Origin of the sequence: Synechococcus sp. TAK9802 (assembly GCF_014279535.1) — a bacterium.
In the GTDB taxonomy this organism is placed as follows: domain Bacteria; phylum Cyanobacteriota; class Cyanobacteriia; order PCC-6307; family Cyanobiaceae; genus Parasynechococcus.
Genome location: NZ_CP047937.1, coordinates 723,440 through 736,046, shown reverse-complemented (window position 1 = coordinate 736,046; position 12,607 = coordinate 723,440). Strand labels below are relative to the sequence as shown.

Sequence of the window (12,607 nt, the reverse complement as noted above, 5' to 3'; positions counted from 1 at the left end):
ATGAGCGAGAACCAGCAGTGGGATGCCGTTGTGATCGGTTCCGGCATCGGTGGTTTGGTTACCGCCAGTCAGTTGGCGGCCAAGGGAGCCAAGACCCTCGTCTTGGAGCGGTATCTGATCCCCGGCGGCAGTGGTGGTGCCTTCAAACGCGAGGGCTACACCTTCGATGTGGGGGCCTCGATGATTTTCGGCTTCGGCAAGAAGGGTTTCACCAACCTGCTCACCCGGGCCCTTGCTGATGTGGGGGAGCACTGCGACACCATCCCCGACCCCGCCCAGCTCGAGTACCACATGCCCGGTGGACTGCGCATCGCCGTGGATCGCGACTACGAGCAGTTCATCGCCGATCTCACGGCGCGGTTTCCCCATGAGGCGAAGGGGATCCGCCGCTTCTACGACACCTGCTGGCAGGTGTTCAATTGCCTCGATGCCATGCCGCTTCTCTCGCTGGAGGATCCGGCTTACCTCACCAAGGTGTTTTTCAAGGCCCCACTGGCCTGTCTGGGGCTGGCCCGCTGGCTGCCGTTCAACGTCGGTGCGGTGGCCCGCGAACACATCAAGGACGAGCAGCTGCTCAAGTTCATCGACATCGAGTGCTTCTGCTGGTCGGTGATGCCTGCGGATCGCACGCCGATGATCAATGCCGGCATGGTGTTTTCCGATCGCCATGCGGGCGGGATCAACTACCCCAAAGGAGGCGTCGGCGTGATCGCCGAAAAGCTGGTGAAGGGATTGGAACGTCACGGCGGCGCCATTCGCTACAAGGCCCGAGTCACCGAGGTGTTGATTGAGAACGATCAGGCGGTTGGCGTGAAGCTGGCCGATGGCGAGGTCATCCGCGCCAAGCGTGTGATCTCCAATGCCACCCGCTGGGACACCTTCTCGGGAGCGGGTGATGAGCAGCGCCGCTCCGGCCAGGCCCTGGTGGATGCGCCCCACACGCCGGGCAAGGAGCAGTTCTGGCGCAAGCGTTATGTGCCTTCCCCTTCGTTCCTGTCGCTGCATCTGGGGGTTCGGGCTGACCTGATTCCGGCCGGCACCCACTGCCATCACCTCCTGCTCGAAGACTGGAACCGGATGGAGGATGAGCAGGGGGTGATCTTCGTGTCGATGCCCTCGCTGCTGGATCCGGATCTGGCCCCGGCCGGGCATCACATCGTTCACACCTTCACTCCCTCATCGATGGAGGCCTGGCAGGGACTGACCCCCAGCCAATACCGCGAGAAAAAGGAGGCGGATGCTGCACGGTTGATTCAGCGCCTGGAGGCGATCCTTCCCGGCCTCGCCGATGCCATCACCCACAAGGAAATCGGCACGCCCCGCAGTCACCGGCGTTTTCTGGGTCGCTTTCAGGGCAGCTACGGCCCGATTCCGGCGATGCAATTGCCGGGACTGCTGCCAATGCCCTTCAACCGCACGGGCCTGAAAAACCTCTATTGCGTGGGTGATTCCTGTTTCCCCGGCCAGGGCCTCAACGCTGTGGCCTTCAGTGGGTTTGCCTGTGCCCATCGAGTTGGGGCCGACCTGGGCCTGAACCCCTGGGCGCTGCCGGCCTGATCTTCTGCCTAGCGTGATTGTGCGTAGGAGTTGGGATGCCGCCTGAGTTTCAGCCGTCGTCGGACGATCTGGCCCGCTACCTCGAGCAGAGGGGCGAGCTGACCAAGCCCTGGAATCTGCAGATGCTGCGGCTCAAGAAGCTCAAGGAAGCCAAGGACTCGATGGATCCTCAGCTCTACCTCGAGAAGGTGCAGGAGGCCCATGCCGATCTGATGCGGCTCGGTCAGTTCTGGAAGGGGCATGAACAGGAGGTGTTTGGTGGCACCTACCAACCGTCTGAACTGATTGAACCGCTGCCCGGTTCTCCAGACGACCGATGACCGGCATCGAACGCTTCGGGTTATCACCCCTGATCCGCTTCACCCTGCTCAGCTCGTATGGGGCCTTGGTGCTGCCCTTGCCATTGCTGGCCCCTGCGGAGTCGCGCTGGGTGATGGTGGCAGGGCTGCTGCTGGGCTTGGTGTTGGTGATCGGTCTGTTGAGTGAACGGGTGGAGACCGATGCCGAAGGCATTCAGGTGCATTACCCCGCCTGGATCCGCTGGTTGCTGCGGCGCGGCTGGTCCATGCGTTGGCAGGACATTCGGGCCCTAGTTCCCGTTGGCACCAGTCAGGGGGGAACGGTGTATTACGTGAAGGCAGCCGATCTGCGCCACCAGCTCCTGCCTCAACGCATTGAGCGCTTCGATCGATTCCTGGAGCTGCTGGCCGCCAACACCCCTGTGTCGACAAAGGGCATCGGGCGTCTGACCCCGCCCTGGACGTATCAGCTCTTGGCTGGATTGGCCGTGATCATGATCGCCGGCGAACTGGTCACGTCTCTGGCGCTGGCCCAGGGCTGGATCAGTTTGCCGGCGGGTTATCCAGGCTGATCAGAGCTGTTTCTTTCAATAGAAAACCCCGCCAGTGCTGACGGGGTGAAATGGCTTGATTTGCTATCGATCGATGGATCAGTAACGGACGCATCCACCACGACCGTAGTAACAGCGAGCACAGGCACCATTGGGACCTGCAACAACACCGCGACCTCTGTAATAGTTCGGTCCGTAGTTGTAATAACCGCGGGGACCGTAGGTGGTGCCACGATTGATGCCGACACCGCCTCCACCATTGTTGTTCCAATAAACACCACCTGCCTTGGCTTCGGGAACAGCAGTGATCGCAAGACCAAGGGCAGCGATTGCAGTTCCGATTGCGATTCCGAGAGTTGTTGTTTTCATGATCATTCCTCCTCGCTTGATCTGTGGGCTTCAGCCCTGTATTCACACCATCTCCGTTCCAATAGGGAATTAACTCCCTGAGTTGAGGGATTTTTTCAACGGATCGCATCCCTCATCTGGGTATGCAATAAAAACCCCGCCATTGCTGATGGGGTGGAGTGTGTGAGGTTTGGTCGTGAGATGGATGGCGACAATCCGCGCCTCCTGCTTTCCCTTGACGGGCCTTGTATGGCTCTCAGCCTGTTTCAGAGATGCCCTCGGCAGGCATCAGGCTCCCCGACGCCATCGTTCAGGCATCGGCAATCCACTTGCATGTGGGCGATGGTGAGCAATGGAAGCATCCTGTTCTCCTCTCTGAGCACACCATCTCTGTTCCTGTCTGAGAGCAACTCCCCCGTTTGAGGGATTTGTTCACCAGCGCAGCTCCCCCATTCCAGGGACGTCATCCCACCAGCCACTCCCAATCCGGACGTAAAACGCTGTCTCGCTTCAGACCGGTATTGCCGCTTCGATCTCCCAGCCCTCGTTGAGCAGCTCTTCGGCTCGTGTTGGAGCCTCTTCTGAGGCAACGTCGATGAGGAGAAATCTCTCTCCCTGGTTGCAATACAGCCTGGTTAATCCGATCACGGCGGGGGCTCCCGGGTGTCGACAGCGCCATGTTGACCCGGCTGCGCCGATCAAGCAATGAAGACGCTCCTGCAAACAACTCTTGATTTTGTCCAGATGTCTGGTGTTGCCATGGGTCGCACAGACGTTGAAATCGATGCAGTTGTTCCGATCGGATGACAACCGAACTCACCAACCTCCCCTGCGGCACGGTTCAGCTCAAGGTCTGCGCGAATCACCTCTGTGAATTGGGTTGGGTGACCTCGCACCATCTGGTCCCGACCAAAGAGGCTCAGCTGAAGCAGGCCCTGCGTCATCACAAGACGAATTAAGGTCTCTTCAAGGGGCATAAGCACAAAGGGTGCTTCGGGTTGGCGTTGATTGGCCCCGACCCCAGAATTCCAGTCGCTGACTGGAATGAATTCACTTGATTCAGCTGGCAGGCAGATTGTCGAGGCTGAAGCGGTAGCCCCGCTGACGCACGGTGGTGATTCCACCGCCCTCGCCCAGACCGGCCTGCTCCAGCTTGCGGCGCAGGGTCAACACCTGAGTGTCCACCGAACGGGGGCCACCGCTGAAGGGAGGCCAAGCCATTCGCAGCAGTTCCTGCCGGCTGCGCACCAGCCCAGGCGGCATCAAGAGTGCACAAAGCAGGGCAAATTCGCGGGGGCTGAGCTCCACCGGCTGCTCCCGCAGCGTCACCTGGCGGAGGAGCAGATGTACCTCCAGAGGCCCAACGGTGACCCGCTCTTGCAGGCCGCTGTGCCCCCGCTTGAGCAGGGTGCGGCAGCGGGCGGCCAGTTCCTCGAGGCCAAAGGGTTTGCGCAGCACATCGTCTGCACCGTCATCCAGCAGGCCCACCACCGGCTCGGCTCCGGCCCGTGCGGTCAGCACAATCACAGGGCAACGCAGCTGCTCCGCCAAGCGCAGGGCGGAGCTGCGCTCCAGCAGTTCTGCACTCACCAAGAGATCGGGAGACTGTTCCTGACAAACCTCCAAAGCTTCAGCGGCGTTGGCCACTGCTGCGGTGAGATGACCGTCCTGACGCAGCCGCTGCACCAGCACCGTGCGCAGGGTGGGGTGCGGCTCGACCACCAACACTCTCGAAGGTTCCTGACCGGTGCTTGCACTTGGCATCACCACCGGATCAGAGCTGGCTGCAGATGCTTCCGCCGTGAGGTCGTGGGGAGTGGAGGTCACTGGATCGGCCCGGGCGCGCCTACGCTAAGCCGAAATTCCTGGCAGGCTGGTAGCAGGGGCTGCTGTTGTATCTCATGACATCACTCGACGACCCTGAAGCCATCCGCCATTTCCAATCGCTCTGCGATGCCTGTCAGGAGCTGACGACGAGATATCACACACCTTCGGAGCTGCGGCTGTACTCCGATGGCTACTTGCATGCATTGCGGAAGTCAGGATCGCTTGATCCCCGCTCTCAGCATCGTCTTGAGCAATTGATTGATCGCTGGATCCTGGATCCCTCCAGCTTTATTGGCCCTGACGGGGATGTGAGCACCTTGTATATGCGCCATCCCCAGGGCTATTGAGTTAGCTAGCGAGAGCGATTTCCAGCTTTTCGCGAAGTTCTCCGGAGTTGTACATCTCGATCAGGATGTCGGAACCGCCGATGAATTCCCCTTTCACGTACACCTGGGGGATGGTGGGCCAGCTGGAAAATTCTTTGATTCCCTGACGAATCTCTGGATCAGAGAGAACGTCAAATGTCTCGAATGCCACACCGAGGGAGTGCAGGATCTGCACCACATTGTTTGAGAATCCGCACTGGGGCATCAGCTTGGAGCCCTTCATGAACACGAAGATCGGGCTGGAAGCGACCAGAGTTTCGATGCGAGCTTTGGTGGAGGGGTCCATCGTTGAGCGTTAGTTGGCGTTAAGCGGACGCAGCGTCCGAAGGTGTTGAGGTGTTGAGGGCGAGGGCGTGAATCGCTTCGCTGGCCAATTCCTGCTGCAGCGCGCCGTACACCATTTGATGCTGACGGATGCGTGAAAGGCCAGCAAAAGCAGACGACACCACCGTCACCTGGAGGTGATCACCGCCACCGGTGAGGTCTTCAACGGTGACGTTGGCGTCGGGAATGACCTGTTGGATCGCGGCTTCAACGGCATCCGGCTGCACCATGGCGGCGGTTGTGCAAAAGAGGACTGGCTCAGATGCTGACAGACCGGCTCATTGGCCGGCAGCCGATGCACCCCGGAATTCGGTTTCAACGAAGCCAAGTTCCAGCAGGCTCTGATAAGCCTTCTGACCCTGAGGCTTGGCCGGCGTCATCAGCTTGACCACCTCGATAAGCACCGGAACAGCCACTTCGGGCTGGTTCTGACGGCGGAACAGGGCTGCCAGGCGGAGGTTGGTTTCCGCCAGCAGTTCCAAGGCTTCACGGCCCTTGGTGTCCATCTCACGGGGGATCCGAGCATCAAGCCCCCGGAAGGCACCACTCAGGTCGCGATAGAAGGCCAGGAGCTGCTTGGAGGCTTTGCGGGCTTTGTCGTAATCAGCCCGAGCCTCGGCCAGGTCCCCCCGGCTGGCGGCTGCATCGCCCTCAGCCAGCATCAAACGAACGGCCGCCGGGTTGAATCCACCCTGGCTCTGAGCCAGAACGCGGTTCTCGGCTGAGGTTTGGGCGATGCCGGGAGCTGCGGTGACGCCCAGGGTTGCCATCAGTGCAGCAGTCGTCAGCAATGCGCGACAACCCATGAGATCAGCAAGAAAACGTGGGCGGACTTTAGAAGCTCTGAAGCGGTCGGCCAACGGCAGCACGGGCCGCTTGTTCAGCCGTATGCATCGCCGCAGCGAGTTCGCTGTTGAACTGCCGCGTCGCTTCGCGATCTCCCTTGGGTGGCACGCTGAGCGGTGCTCCGAAACAGAGCGCTGCCCGGCTGAAGGGCCGCGGTGGGGCCTGGCTGTAGCCCAAGCCAACGGGAACCACAGGAACGGAAACGTCGCGGCTCTGGGCCAGTTGGGCTAAACGCACCAGGCCGGGCCGCAGTTCAATCGCCGCGTCCTGCCGGTGAATCCTGCCTTCGGGGAACATCACCACTTGCTGTCCGTCGGCCAGCAGGTCGATGGCCAGGCGCAGGGTGGTCATCGAAGGCCGTCCCTGGTCCACTGGGAAGCAGCCGAGCCGTTGCAGAAACCAGCCCTGCAGCCCCCGCATTTCGGTGGTGGTCACCATGAAGCGGCAGTCGCGGCCACTGACCCGACGGCCGGCGGCCATCGGCAGCATCAGGGCATCCCAGCGGGCGCGGTGCGTCGGTGCCAGCAGCACCGGGCCCTGATGGGGGAGATGCTCTGGGTTGAGCACCAGACGCTCACGGAATTGAAGGCGCAGCGCCAGATCCTGGGTGGTGAACATCGCCAGGGGGGCCCAGAAGTTGTCGATGCCGACACGCAGGCTGTTTTCTCGGGTCGCCAGGGCCGCTTGCAACGGGCTGATCGGATTCGATGCCTGAGAACCTAAATCCCCCAGGCAAAGCTGCATAGGATCCGGCCAACGACTGCCCCGTCATGGCCAGCCTCGGCGTCAATATCGACCACATCGCCAACATCCGTGAAGCGCGGCGGACCGTCGAGCCAGACCCGGTGTCGATGGCACTGCTGGCCGAACTCGGTGGGGCCGATGGGATCACCGTGCATCTGAGGGAAGACCGGCGTCATATCCAGGATCGGGATGTGGAGTTGCTGCGCCAGACCGTGCGCTCCCGCCTCAACCTGGAAATGGCCGCCACCAAGGAGATGGTGGCGATTGCGCTGCGGATCAAGCCCGACATGGTCACCCTGGTGCCGGAACGGCGGGAGGAGGTCACCACGGAGGGTGGCCTGGATGTGGCCGGACAAGAGGCCTCCCTGGGGGCCATGGTGCAAACCCTTCAGGCCGCCGGGATACCTGTGAGCCTGTTTGTGGATCCGGAGGCCACCCAACTCCAGGCCTGCAAAGCCACGGGGGCCTGCTGGGTGGAATTGCACACGGGGCGCTATGCCGATGCGGACTGGAGCACCCAGCCCCAGGAGCTGGCGCGCTTGCAGGAGGGCACGGCCATCGCCCGGCAGCTCGGTCTGCGGGTCAATGCCGGCCATGGCCTCACGTATCAGAACGTTGAGCCCATCGCGGCCATCCCTGGGATGGAAGAACTCAACATTGGCCACACGATCGTGGCCCGCTCTGTCGCCGTCGGACTGCAACAGGCTGTGCGGGATATGAAGGTCTTGGTTCAGAATCCCCGCCTTGATCCCCTTTTCGGACAGGCGCCCGGATGACCACCTATCACTTCGTTGCAGCTAGCGAGCGCTTCCTCACCGTGGAGGAGCCGTTGGAGGAAGTGCTGCGGGAGCGCCAACGCAACTACGCCGAAACCGGCAAGACCATCGATTTTTGGCTGGTGAAGCAACCGGCTTTCCTCTCCTCTCCTGAGCTGGCTGAGCTCAAGGCAACCATTCCCCAGCCCGCTGCCGCTGTGGTGTCCACCGATCCCACCTTCATCACCTTCCTCAAACTCCGTTTGGAGTACGTGGCTGTGGGGACCTTTGAAGCACCGTCCGCAGGGATTCCCGATGCCCTTGCCGGTGCCGTCTGATGAATCCCAGTTCCCTTCCCGTTCAGCAGCGCATTGCACTCCTGGTGCAGGCCCTCGATGGTGCGGAGAAAACCAACAAGGCGTTGGCCACCTGTCCCGACGGGGACGCGATGGTGGACATCCTGCTGGGGGCTTCGGCCAAGCTGGGGTTGGGGCTGACCCGCCGGGATCTCACGGAGACGCCGCCGATTCGCGACTGGATCTGGTTCAAGAACAACGATCCCCTGGTCACCGTTGGTGATGCCAAGCCCCGCTACCGCCGGGAAACCCCCGAAAAACCCAAGCCAGACCCGAGCCAACCCAAGGAACGCAAGCGCTTTCTCGGTTTGTTCTGATCTGCATGCCGGATTCTTGGCGCTGCCTGGCTGAGCATCAGAATTGACGCATCTTCAGGTTGTTGCTTTGTACCTGCACAGCCGCCGGCACTGGGTGATTGGAGATGTGCATGGTTGCCATCAGCCCCTATGCCAACTCCTCGCCACCCTGCCGCCAAACGACCATCTGGTCTTCTGCGGGGATGTGATTAACCGTGGTGAGGCCATTCCCGCCACGATGAATCTGGTCTGGGATCTGGTCCAGGCCGGCCGTGCCACATGGCTGCGCGGGAACCATGAGCAAGACCTCATTGATGCCCTGAAATCCAGGGACGGCTTGAGTCAGCACGCCACATATGCCCAGTTGGGCGACAGCAGCGCTCGCCAATGGTTGCCGCGCCTGCAACAGCTCCCGCTCGTTTATCGCGGTGACGGTTGGTGCGCCACCCATGCCGGGTTCGATGCAGCGGGTCAACCGGACCTCTCCATTCGTGATCCCTTTTGGGAGGCCTATGACGGTCGTTTTGGCCAGGTTGTTGTGGGCCATACGCCCCGTCCCCAGGTGGAACGCCTTGGCGCGATTGTTCTGATCGACACCGGTGCGGTCTACGGCGGTTGTTTATCGGCCTACTGCCCGCAAACGGATGCGGTCGTTCAGGTTGAAGGAGCTGCAACCGATGCCGTGCTTGCTGGAGTTGGCCCTTGCTGACGGTTTATCGAAGCAACAGGGCTGAATTTCTGGCTCGCTTGCTCTCCCGTCAGTTGATCGAGCAGCAGCCGGGCCCCCTTCAAACGGTGGAGGTTATGGTCAACACCTGGCCCACCAGCCGATGGTTGGGGGAACAGCTGGCCACGGCCAACGGCATCAGTTCCCTGGTGCGCTTCCCCTTCCCGGGTAGTCGCCTGCGGCAGCTGGTGCGCCAGGTGCTGCATCTCCCCGCGCAGGAGGACGATCCCTGGCGAGCGGGCCAGCTGGTGTGGGCTGTGCTCGAGCTGCTGCCGGAGCTGTTAGAGCAGCCCGTCGCCCAGCCGCTACGGACCTGGCTTACCCAGCGTGAAGGAACCGCCTCGGGGTTGACGCGGGACCGTTGGCAGCTGGCACGCACCATCGCCGATGCCATGGACGATTACGCCCTCTACCGCCCCGATCAACTGGAGCAGTGGAAACGGCCGCGGCCCGATGACGACTGGCAGCCCGTGCTCTGGCGACTGCTGGCCCAACGGCTTCCCCGGGCTCCCTTTGGGCTGCAGGTGCGTGAGGCCGTCGATCGTCTCCGGCGAGGAGACGTTGATCCAGCCCTGCTGCCGGAGCGGCTGCGGCTGTTTGGCATCAGTGCCCTGGCACCGGTGCAGGTGGATCTGATTCAGGCCTTGTCCGGTCTGCTGGATGTGGAGATCTACCTGCTCACCCCGTGTCCGGATCTGTGGCAGCGCTGCGGCAGTCGGCGTGCCTCGATGGGGGATGACTGGCTGGTTCCGCCCGATGGGGGCTGGTTGGCGGAGGCGCCGCGCCTGGAGGCCGTGCTTGGGCGGATGGGTGCCGAATTTCAGCAGTTGCTGGAGGGCTCCGGTGAAGCGCAGCTGGGGGAGCGACGCGAAGGGGATCTGTTTGCAGGTTCCCTGCAGATGGCCGCAGCGGAAGAGCGCCAGCCCACCCTGCTCGATCAGCTTCAGCAGCAGCTGGTGGATGCCGACAGCGTTCCCGCACTTGAGCGTTCCTCAGACGACCAGTCGCTGCTGTTTCAAGCGGCACCGGGACCTTGGCGGGAGGTGCAACTGGTGCGTGATCGCATCCTGCAGTGGCTGGCGGCCGATCCCGATCTCGCGCCCCGCGATGTGCTGGTGATGACGCCGCAGATTGAGCGCTATGCACCGCTGCTCAGCTCCGTGTTCAACGACACGGCGGCCATCGGTGTCGATTTGCCCTGGCGCCTCACCGACCGCAGTCAGCAGAGCAGTCCGGGGTTGTCGATGGCGATGTTCACGTTGCTGGAGCTGGCGGCCACACGCCTCACTGCCACGGGGCTGGAACGTCTGCTGGCCAATCCTGCCCTGCAGGGCCAGCAGGGACTCACGCCGGAGGAGGCGGTGTTGATCACCCAGACGCTGCAACGCAGCGGTTTTCGCTGGGGCTTGGATGCCCGCGAGCGTGGCGGGGACGAGGTGCACAGCCTGCGTTGGTGTCTCGACCGTTGGCTGCTGGGCCTGGTGCTGCCGGTGGAGCCGGGCCTGGCTCCAGCAGGGGCGGCACCGTTCCAGCAGGAGCTGGATCCCGATCGCCTGGTGCGCTGGTGGACGCTGCTGGACCGTTTGGCGCGGATGCTCGATCGCCTTAGGCAGCCCCGGCCTTGCCATGACTGGGTGCAGCTGTTGCAGACCCTGTTGCAGGAGCTGTTCGCTGAGGGTGGGGCCTGGGCCGATGAGTCGCAGAGCTGGGCGGCGGCCCTTGAGGAGTGGCGATTGCGGGCCCATGACTGCCCTCTGGACCTCGATGCAGCCGTGGCCTTGGAGGTGTTGCAGGAGGCCTTGTCAGTGGACAGCGGTCGCTTCGGTCACCGCAGTGGCGCCCTCACCATCAGTGCCCTTGAGCCGATGCGGGCGATTCCCCACAAGGTGGTTGTCTTGATGGGCCTCGACAGCGCCGACTTTCCGCGCCCGAGTCGCCGCCCTGGTTTTCACCTGCTCGAGCAGCAACGGCGCCTGGGGGATCCCCGCAGCAGCGACCAGGACCGCTACGTGCTGCTGGAGGCCTTGATGTCGGCACGCCGTCATCTGCTGATCAGCTGGTGCGGGCGGCTGGAGCGCACCGGTGAGCCCCAGCCGCCTGCTGCGCCGGTGGAGCAGTGGCTTGCGGTGCTGCAGGAGCAGTTGCAACGGGCCGGTGCCTCCACGGAGGGGTTGTTGATCACGCCGGCGGCGAACCCCCTCTCCCGTGAGAACTTCCGGCCCGAGGCGCCGCTCAGCTGTGATCGCCGCCAGCTGGAGGCCCGGCGCTGCCTTGATCGTGCTCCGGTGTCGGATCAGGTCCAGGGGCTGGCCTGGGCATCGCTCTGGCAGCAAGACCTGAACGATGTCGATTTCGATGACGAGGTAGAGGCCGAGGGACGTGACCGAGACGACCTGGCCCTGGACCCTGAAGCCTTGCTGGCCTGGATGCAGCAGCCCCAGAAGGCCTGGTTGCAGGCACGGGGGTTGCGGCCTGGAGAAGGCATTGAGGCGGTGGAGGATCTTGAGGCGCTCGAGTTGGAGGGTCTGCAGCGCTATTTGCTGCTCAACCATGAGCTTGAGGAGCAGTTCATTCTTGGATCGGCTCCGGATTGGACGACGTCGCTGGCGGGCCAGGGTGTGCTGCCGGCGGGGGCTGGTGCGGCCCTTGAGCAAGAGGAACTGCAGCAGCGTTGGCAGGCCCTGCAACGGCAGCTGGCATCGCTTGGTCCCTGCCGCCGGGAGGTGCCTGTGCTCGCCGGTCTGCCGATGCCCCTGCTCTACGCCGGCGACACCCAGGTGGTGGTGCAGCCCGGCATGCTCACGGCCGCGGCGGTGATGCGCGGCTGGTTGCAGCATCTGTTGCTGTGCGCTGAGGGATTGGCGCCTGCTGCCGGCTCAGCGGTGGTGGCCCGCAGCACCCGGGTTGCCGGCGCCGAGGTGCACTTGCGCTGGTCGGCGTTGCCGACGGCTGAAGCCAAGCACCAGCTGCAGCAGCTGGCGCGGCTGGCGCAACAGGGGCTGGAGCGGTGCTGGCCGGTCCCCCCGAAGAGCGGCTGGCAGATGGTGGCCAAAGACCGGCGCAAACCGGGGGAGGGGCCGCAGGACTTCCGCAAGACCTGGCAGGACGAAGGGGCCACCCCGGTGATGCAGCTCTGCTTCGGCACGGAGATCGCTGCGGAGCAATTGATGGATGAGGCCGGATTCCAGGAGGCGTGTCAGCTGCTGTATGGCCCGCTTCTGGCCCAGCTGCGTTAGTCGAACAGCTCGTCGAGCATTTCGCGCATGCGTTCGTTGGAAATCACCATGGGCTCGCCGGCCTGACGGCGGAAGAAGTAGGCCCGATGTTCCTGGTTGATGCTTTCAACAGCGGCGGCTTTGCGCACCAGCAGCTGGGCCAATTTCTGACGACGTTCGGGGGACACAACAGGCCGGTGGCTTTCACCAACGTGTTGGCCTGATGGCCCCGCACCCGCACAAGCCCATGTTCTCTCAAGGGTTGGGTTGCATCCGTTCACAAGCCCATAAAAAAGCGAGGGTTCTTCAGGCCCTCGCTCAGGTCGTCTTCTGTTCTGGGGTGTGACAACACCCAGTCCAGTTCGCAGCTTTCGCC

The 12,607-nt window shown here is 62.9% G+C and carries 17 protein-coding genes; 10 read left to right on the top strand and 7 right to left on the bottom strand.

Features of this window, described 5'->3' with window-relative positions; all coding sequences use genetic code 11:
• Genes crtH through SynTAK9802_RS04150 form a run of 3 tightly spaced genes read left to right on the top strand, consistent with a single transcriptional unit; the run spans position 1 to position 2,428 of the window.
• Positions 1 to 1,557, top strand: a complete 1,557-nt coding sequence (crtH, locus tag SynTAK9802_RS04160) for a carotenoid isomerase (RefSeq protein WP_186497425.1) — start codon at positions 1 to 3, stop codon at positions 1,555 to 1,557.
• A 35-nt stretch (positions 1,558 to 1,592) separates the two neighbouring features.
• A complete protein-coding gene (locus SynTAK9802_RS04155; RefSeq protein WP_186497424.1) occupies positions 1,593 to 1,877 on the top strand; it encodes a hypothetical protein in 285 nt (94 codons plus the stop codon).
• Complete coding sequence (locus tag SynTAK9802_RS04150) at positions 1,874 to 2,428, top strand: hypothetical protein (protein ID WP_186497423.1); 555 nt, start codon at positions 1,874 to 1,876, stop codon at positions 2,426 to 2,428. The genes SynTAK9802_RS04155 and SynTAK9802_RS04150 overlap by 4 nt, the downstream gene beginning before the upstream one ends.
• Positions 2,429 to 2,506: 78 nt before the next feature.
• Here the strand turns inward: SynTAK9802_RS04150 and SynTAK9802_RS04145 are convergent, their stop codons facing one another.
• Complete coding sequence (locus SynTAK9802_RS04145) at positions 2,507 to 2,776, bottom strand: hypothetical protein (RefSeq protein ID WP_186497422.1); 270 nt, start codon at positions 2,774 to 2,776, stop codon at positions 2,507 to 2,509.
• A 782-nt stretch (positions 2,777 to 3,558) separates the two neighbouring features.
• Here SynTAK9802_RS04145 and SynTAK9802_RS04140 point away from each other — a divergent pair.
• Entirely contained in the window at positions 3,559 to 3,714 is a 156-nt protein-coding gene (locus tag SynTAK9802_RS04140) for a hypothetical protein (RefSeq protein ID WP_170950645.1), read from the top strand.
• Between the two features lie 100 nt (positions 3,715 to 3,814).
• Here SynTAK9802_RS04140 and SynTAK9802_RS04135 read toward each other — a convergent pair whose 3' ends face one another.
• Positions 3,815 to 4,582, bottom strand: a complete 768-nt coding sequence (locus SynTAK9802_RS04135) for a response regulator transcription factor (RefSeq protein ID WP_114987836.1) — start codon at positions 4,580 to 4,582, stop codon at positions 3,815 to 3,817.
• A gap of 74 nt (positions 4,583 to 4,656) precedes the next feature.
• Between SynTAK9802_RS04135 and SynTAK9802_RS04130 the strand changes: the two genes are divergently transcribed.
• Positions 4,657 to 4,929, top strand: a complete 273-nt coding sequence (locus SynTAK9802_RS04130) for a DUF6761 family protein (RefSeq protein ID WP_115082587.1) — start codon at positions 4,657 to 4,659, stop codon at positions 4,927 to 4,929.
• A gap of 1 nt (position 4,930) precedes the next feature.
• On the opposite strand, the gene grxD is transcribed toward SynTAK9802_RS04130, so the two are convergent.
• From grxD to SynTAK9802_RS04110, 4 genes are read right to left on the bottom strand one after another with little or no spacing between them, the layout of a single operon-like run.
• The gene (grxD, locus tag SynTAK9802_RS04125; RefSeq protein WP_006851683.1) at positions 4,931 to 5,254 is read right to left on the bottom strand and encodes a Grx4 family monothiol glutaredoxin; all 324 of its coding nucleotides are present in this window, start codon (positions 5,252 to 5,254) and stop codon (positions 4,931 to 4,933) included.
• A 19-nt stretch (positions 5,255 to 5,273) separates the two neighbouring features.
• Positions 5,274 to 5,522 (bottom strand): BolA family protein, encoded by a 249-nt coding sequence (locus tag SynTAK9802_RS04120; protein WP_114987834.1) that lies wholly within the window; start codon positions 5,520 to 5,522, stop codon positions 5,274 to 5,276.
• A gap of 48 nt (positions 5,523 to 5,570) precedes the next feature.
• Positions 5,571 to 6,098, bottom strand: a complete 528-nt coding sequence (locus SynTAK9802_RS04115) for a hypothetical protein (protein ID WP_186497421.1) — start codon at positions 6,096 to 6,098, stop codon at positions 5,571 to 5,573.
• A gap of 28 nt (positions 6,099 to 6,126) precedes the next feature.
• Entirely contained in the window at positions 6,127 to 6,882 is a 756-nt protein-coding gene (locus SynTAK9802_RS04110) for a 1-acyl-sn-glycerol-3-phosphate acyltransferase (RefSeq protein WP_186497420.1), read from the bottom strand.
• 26 nt (positions 6,883 to 6,908) lie between these two features.
• Here SynTAK9802_RS04110 and SynTAK9802_RS04105 point away from each other — a divergent pair, with 26 nt between their 5' ends.
• The 5 genes from SynTAK9802_RS04105 (at position 6,909) to SynTAK9802_RS04085 (ending at position 12,252) form a co-directional block, all read left to right on the top strand.
• Complete coding sequence (locus SynTAK9802_RS04105; protein WP_186497419.1) at positions 6,909 to 7,658, top strand: pyridoxine 5'-phosphate synthase; 750 nt, start codon at positions 6,909 to 6,911, stop codon at positions 7,656 to 7,658.
• Positions 7,655 to 7,975: an MgPME-cyclase complex family protein gene (locus SynTAK9802_RS04100; RefSeq protein WP_114987831.1), complete on the top strand. Its 321-nt coding sequence runs from the start codon at positions 7,655 to 7,657 to the stop codon at positions 7,973 to 7,975. Before SynTAK9802_RS04105 ends, SynTAK9802_RS04100 begins: the two co-directional genes overlap by 4 nt.
• Positions 7,975 to 8,310, top strand: coding sequence for a hypothetical protein (locus SynTAK9802_RS04095; protein ID WP_114987829.1), 336 nt, complete (start codon positions 7,975 to 7,977; stop codon positions 8,308 to 8,310). Before SynTAK9802_RS04100 ends, SynTAK9802_RS04095 begins: the two co-directional genes overlap by 1 nt.
• A 67-nt stretch (positions 8,311 to 8,377) precedes the next feature.
• Entirely contained in the window at positions 8,378 to 8,998 is a 621-nt protein-coding gene (locus tag SynTAK9802_RS04090) for a metallophosphoesterase (RefSeq protein WP_186497999.1), read from the top strand.
• Positions 8,992 to 12,252 carry an exodeoxyribonuclease V subunit gamma gene (locus SynTAK9802_RS04085; protein WP_186497417.1) on the top strand — a complete coding sequence of 1,087 codons (3,261 nt, stop codon included), beginning with the start codon at positions 8,992 to 8,994 and terminating at the stop codon, positions 12,250 to 12,252. Before SynTAK9802_RS04090 ends, SynTAK9802_RS04085 begins: the two co-directional genes overlap by 7 nt.
• Here SynTAK9802_RS04085 and SynTAK9802_RS12530 read toward each other — a convergent pair.
• On the bottom strand, positions 12,249 to 12,419 hold the full coding sequence (locus tag SynTAK9802_RS12530) for a hypothetical protein (protein WP_006851171.1): 171 nt from the start codon (positions 12,417 to 12,419) through the stop codon (positions 12,249 to 12,251). The two genes, SynTAK9802_RS04085 and SynTAK9802_RS12530, sit on opposite strands and share 4 nt — an antisense overlap.
• Positions 12,420 to 12,607: the final 188 nt, after the last annotated feature.

Bases quoted from the DNA above. Each gene is read 5' to 3' on its own strand.
- SynTAK9802_RS04115 (WP_186497421.1), bottom strand. From the start codon at position 6,098: ATGGGTTGTCGCGCATTGCTGACGACTGCTGCACTGATGGCAACCCTG.
- SynTAK9802_RS04145 (WP_186497422.1), bottom strand. From the start codon at position 2,776: ATGAAAACAACAACTCTCGGAATCGCAATCGGAACTGCAATCGCTGCC.
- crtH (WP_186497425.1), top strand. From the start codon at position 1: ATGAGCGAGAACCAGCAGTGGGATGCCGTTGTGATCGGTTCCGGCATC.
- SynTAK9802_RS04100 (WP_114987831.1), top strand. From the start codon at position 7,655: ATGACCACCTATCACTTCGTTGCAGCTAGCGAGCGCTTCCTCACCGTG.
- SynTAK9802_RS04140 (WP_170950645.1), top strand. From the start codon at position 3,559: ATGACAACCGAACTCACCAACCTCCCCTGCGGCACGGTTCAGCTCAAG.
- SynTAK9802_RS04110 (WP_186497420.1), bottom strand. From the start codon at position 6,882: ATGCAGCTTTGCCTGGGGGATTTAGGTTCTCAGGCATCGAATCCGATC.
- SynTAK9802_RS04120 (WP_114987834.1), bottom strand. From the start codon at position 5,522: ATGGTGCAGCCGGATGCCGTTGAAGCCGCGATCCAACAGGTCATTCCC.
- SynTAK9802_RS04150 (WP_186497423.1), top strand. From the start codon at position 1,874: ATGACCGGCATCGAACGCTTCGGGTTATCACCCCTGATCCGCTTCACC.
- SynTAK9802_RS04095 (WP_114987829.1), top strand. From the start codon at position 7,975: ATGAATCCCAGTTCCCTTCCCGTTCAGCAGCGCATTGCACTCCTGGTG.
- SynTAK9802_RS04105 (WP_186497419.1), top strand. From the start codon at position 6,909: ATGGCCAGCCTCGGCGTCAATATCGACCACATCGCCAACATCCGTGAA.
- grxD (WP_006851683.1), bottom strand. From the start codon at position 5,254: ATGGACCCCTCCACCAAAGCTCGCATCGAAACTCTGGTCGCTTCCAGC.
- SynTAK9802_RS04155 (WP_186497424.1), top strand. From the start codon at position 1,593: ATGCCGCCTGAGTTTCAGCCGTCGTCGGACGATCTGGCCCGCTACCTC.
- SynTAK9802_RS04130 (WP_115082587.1), top strand. From the start codon at position 4,657: ATGACATCACTCGACGACCCTGAAGCCATCCGCCATTTCCAATCGCTC.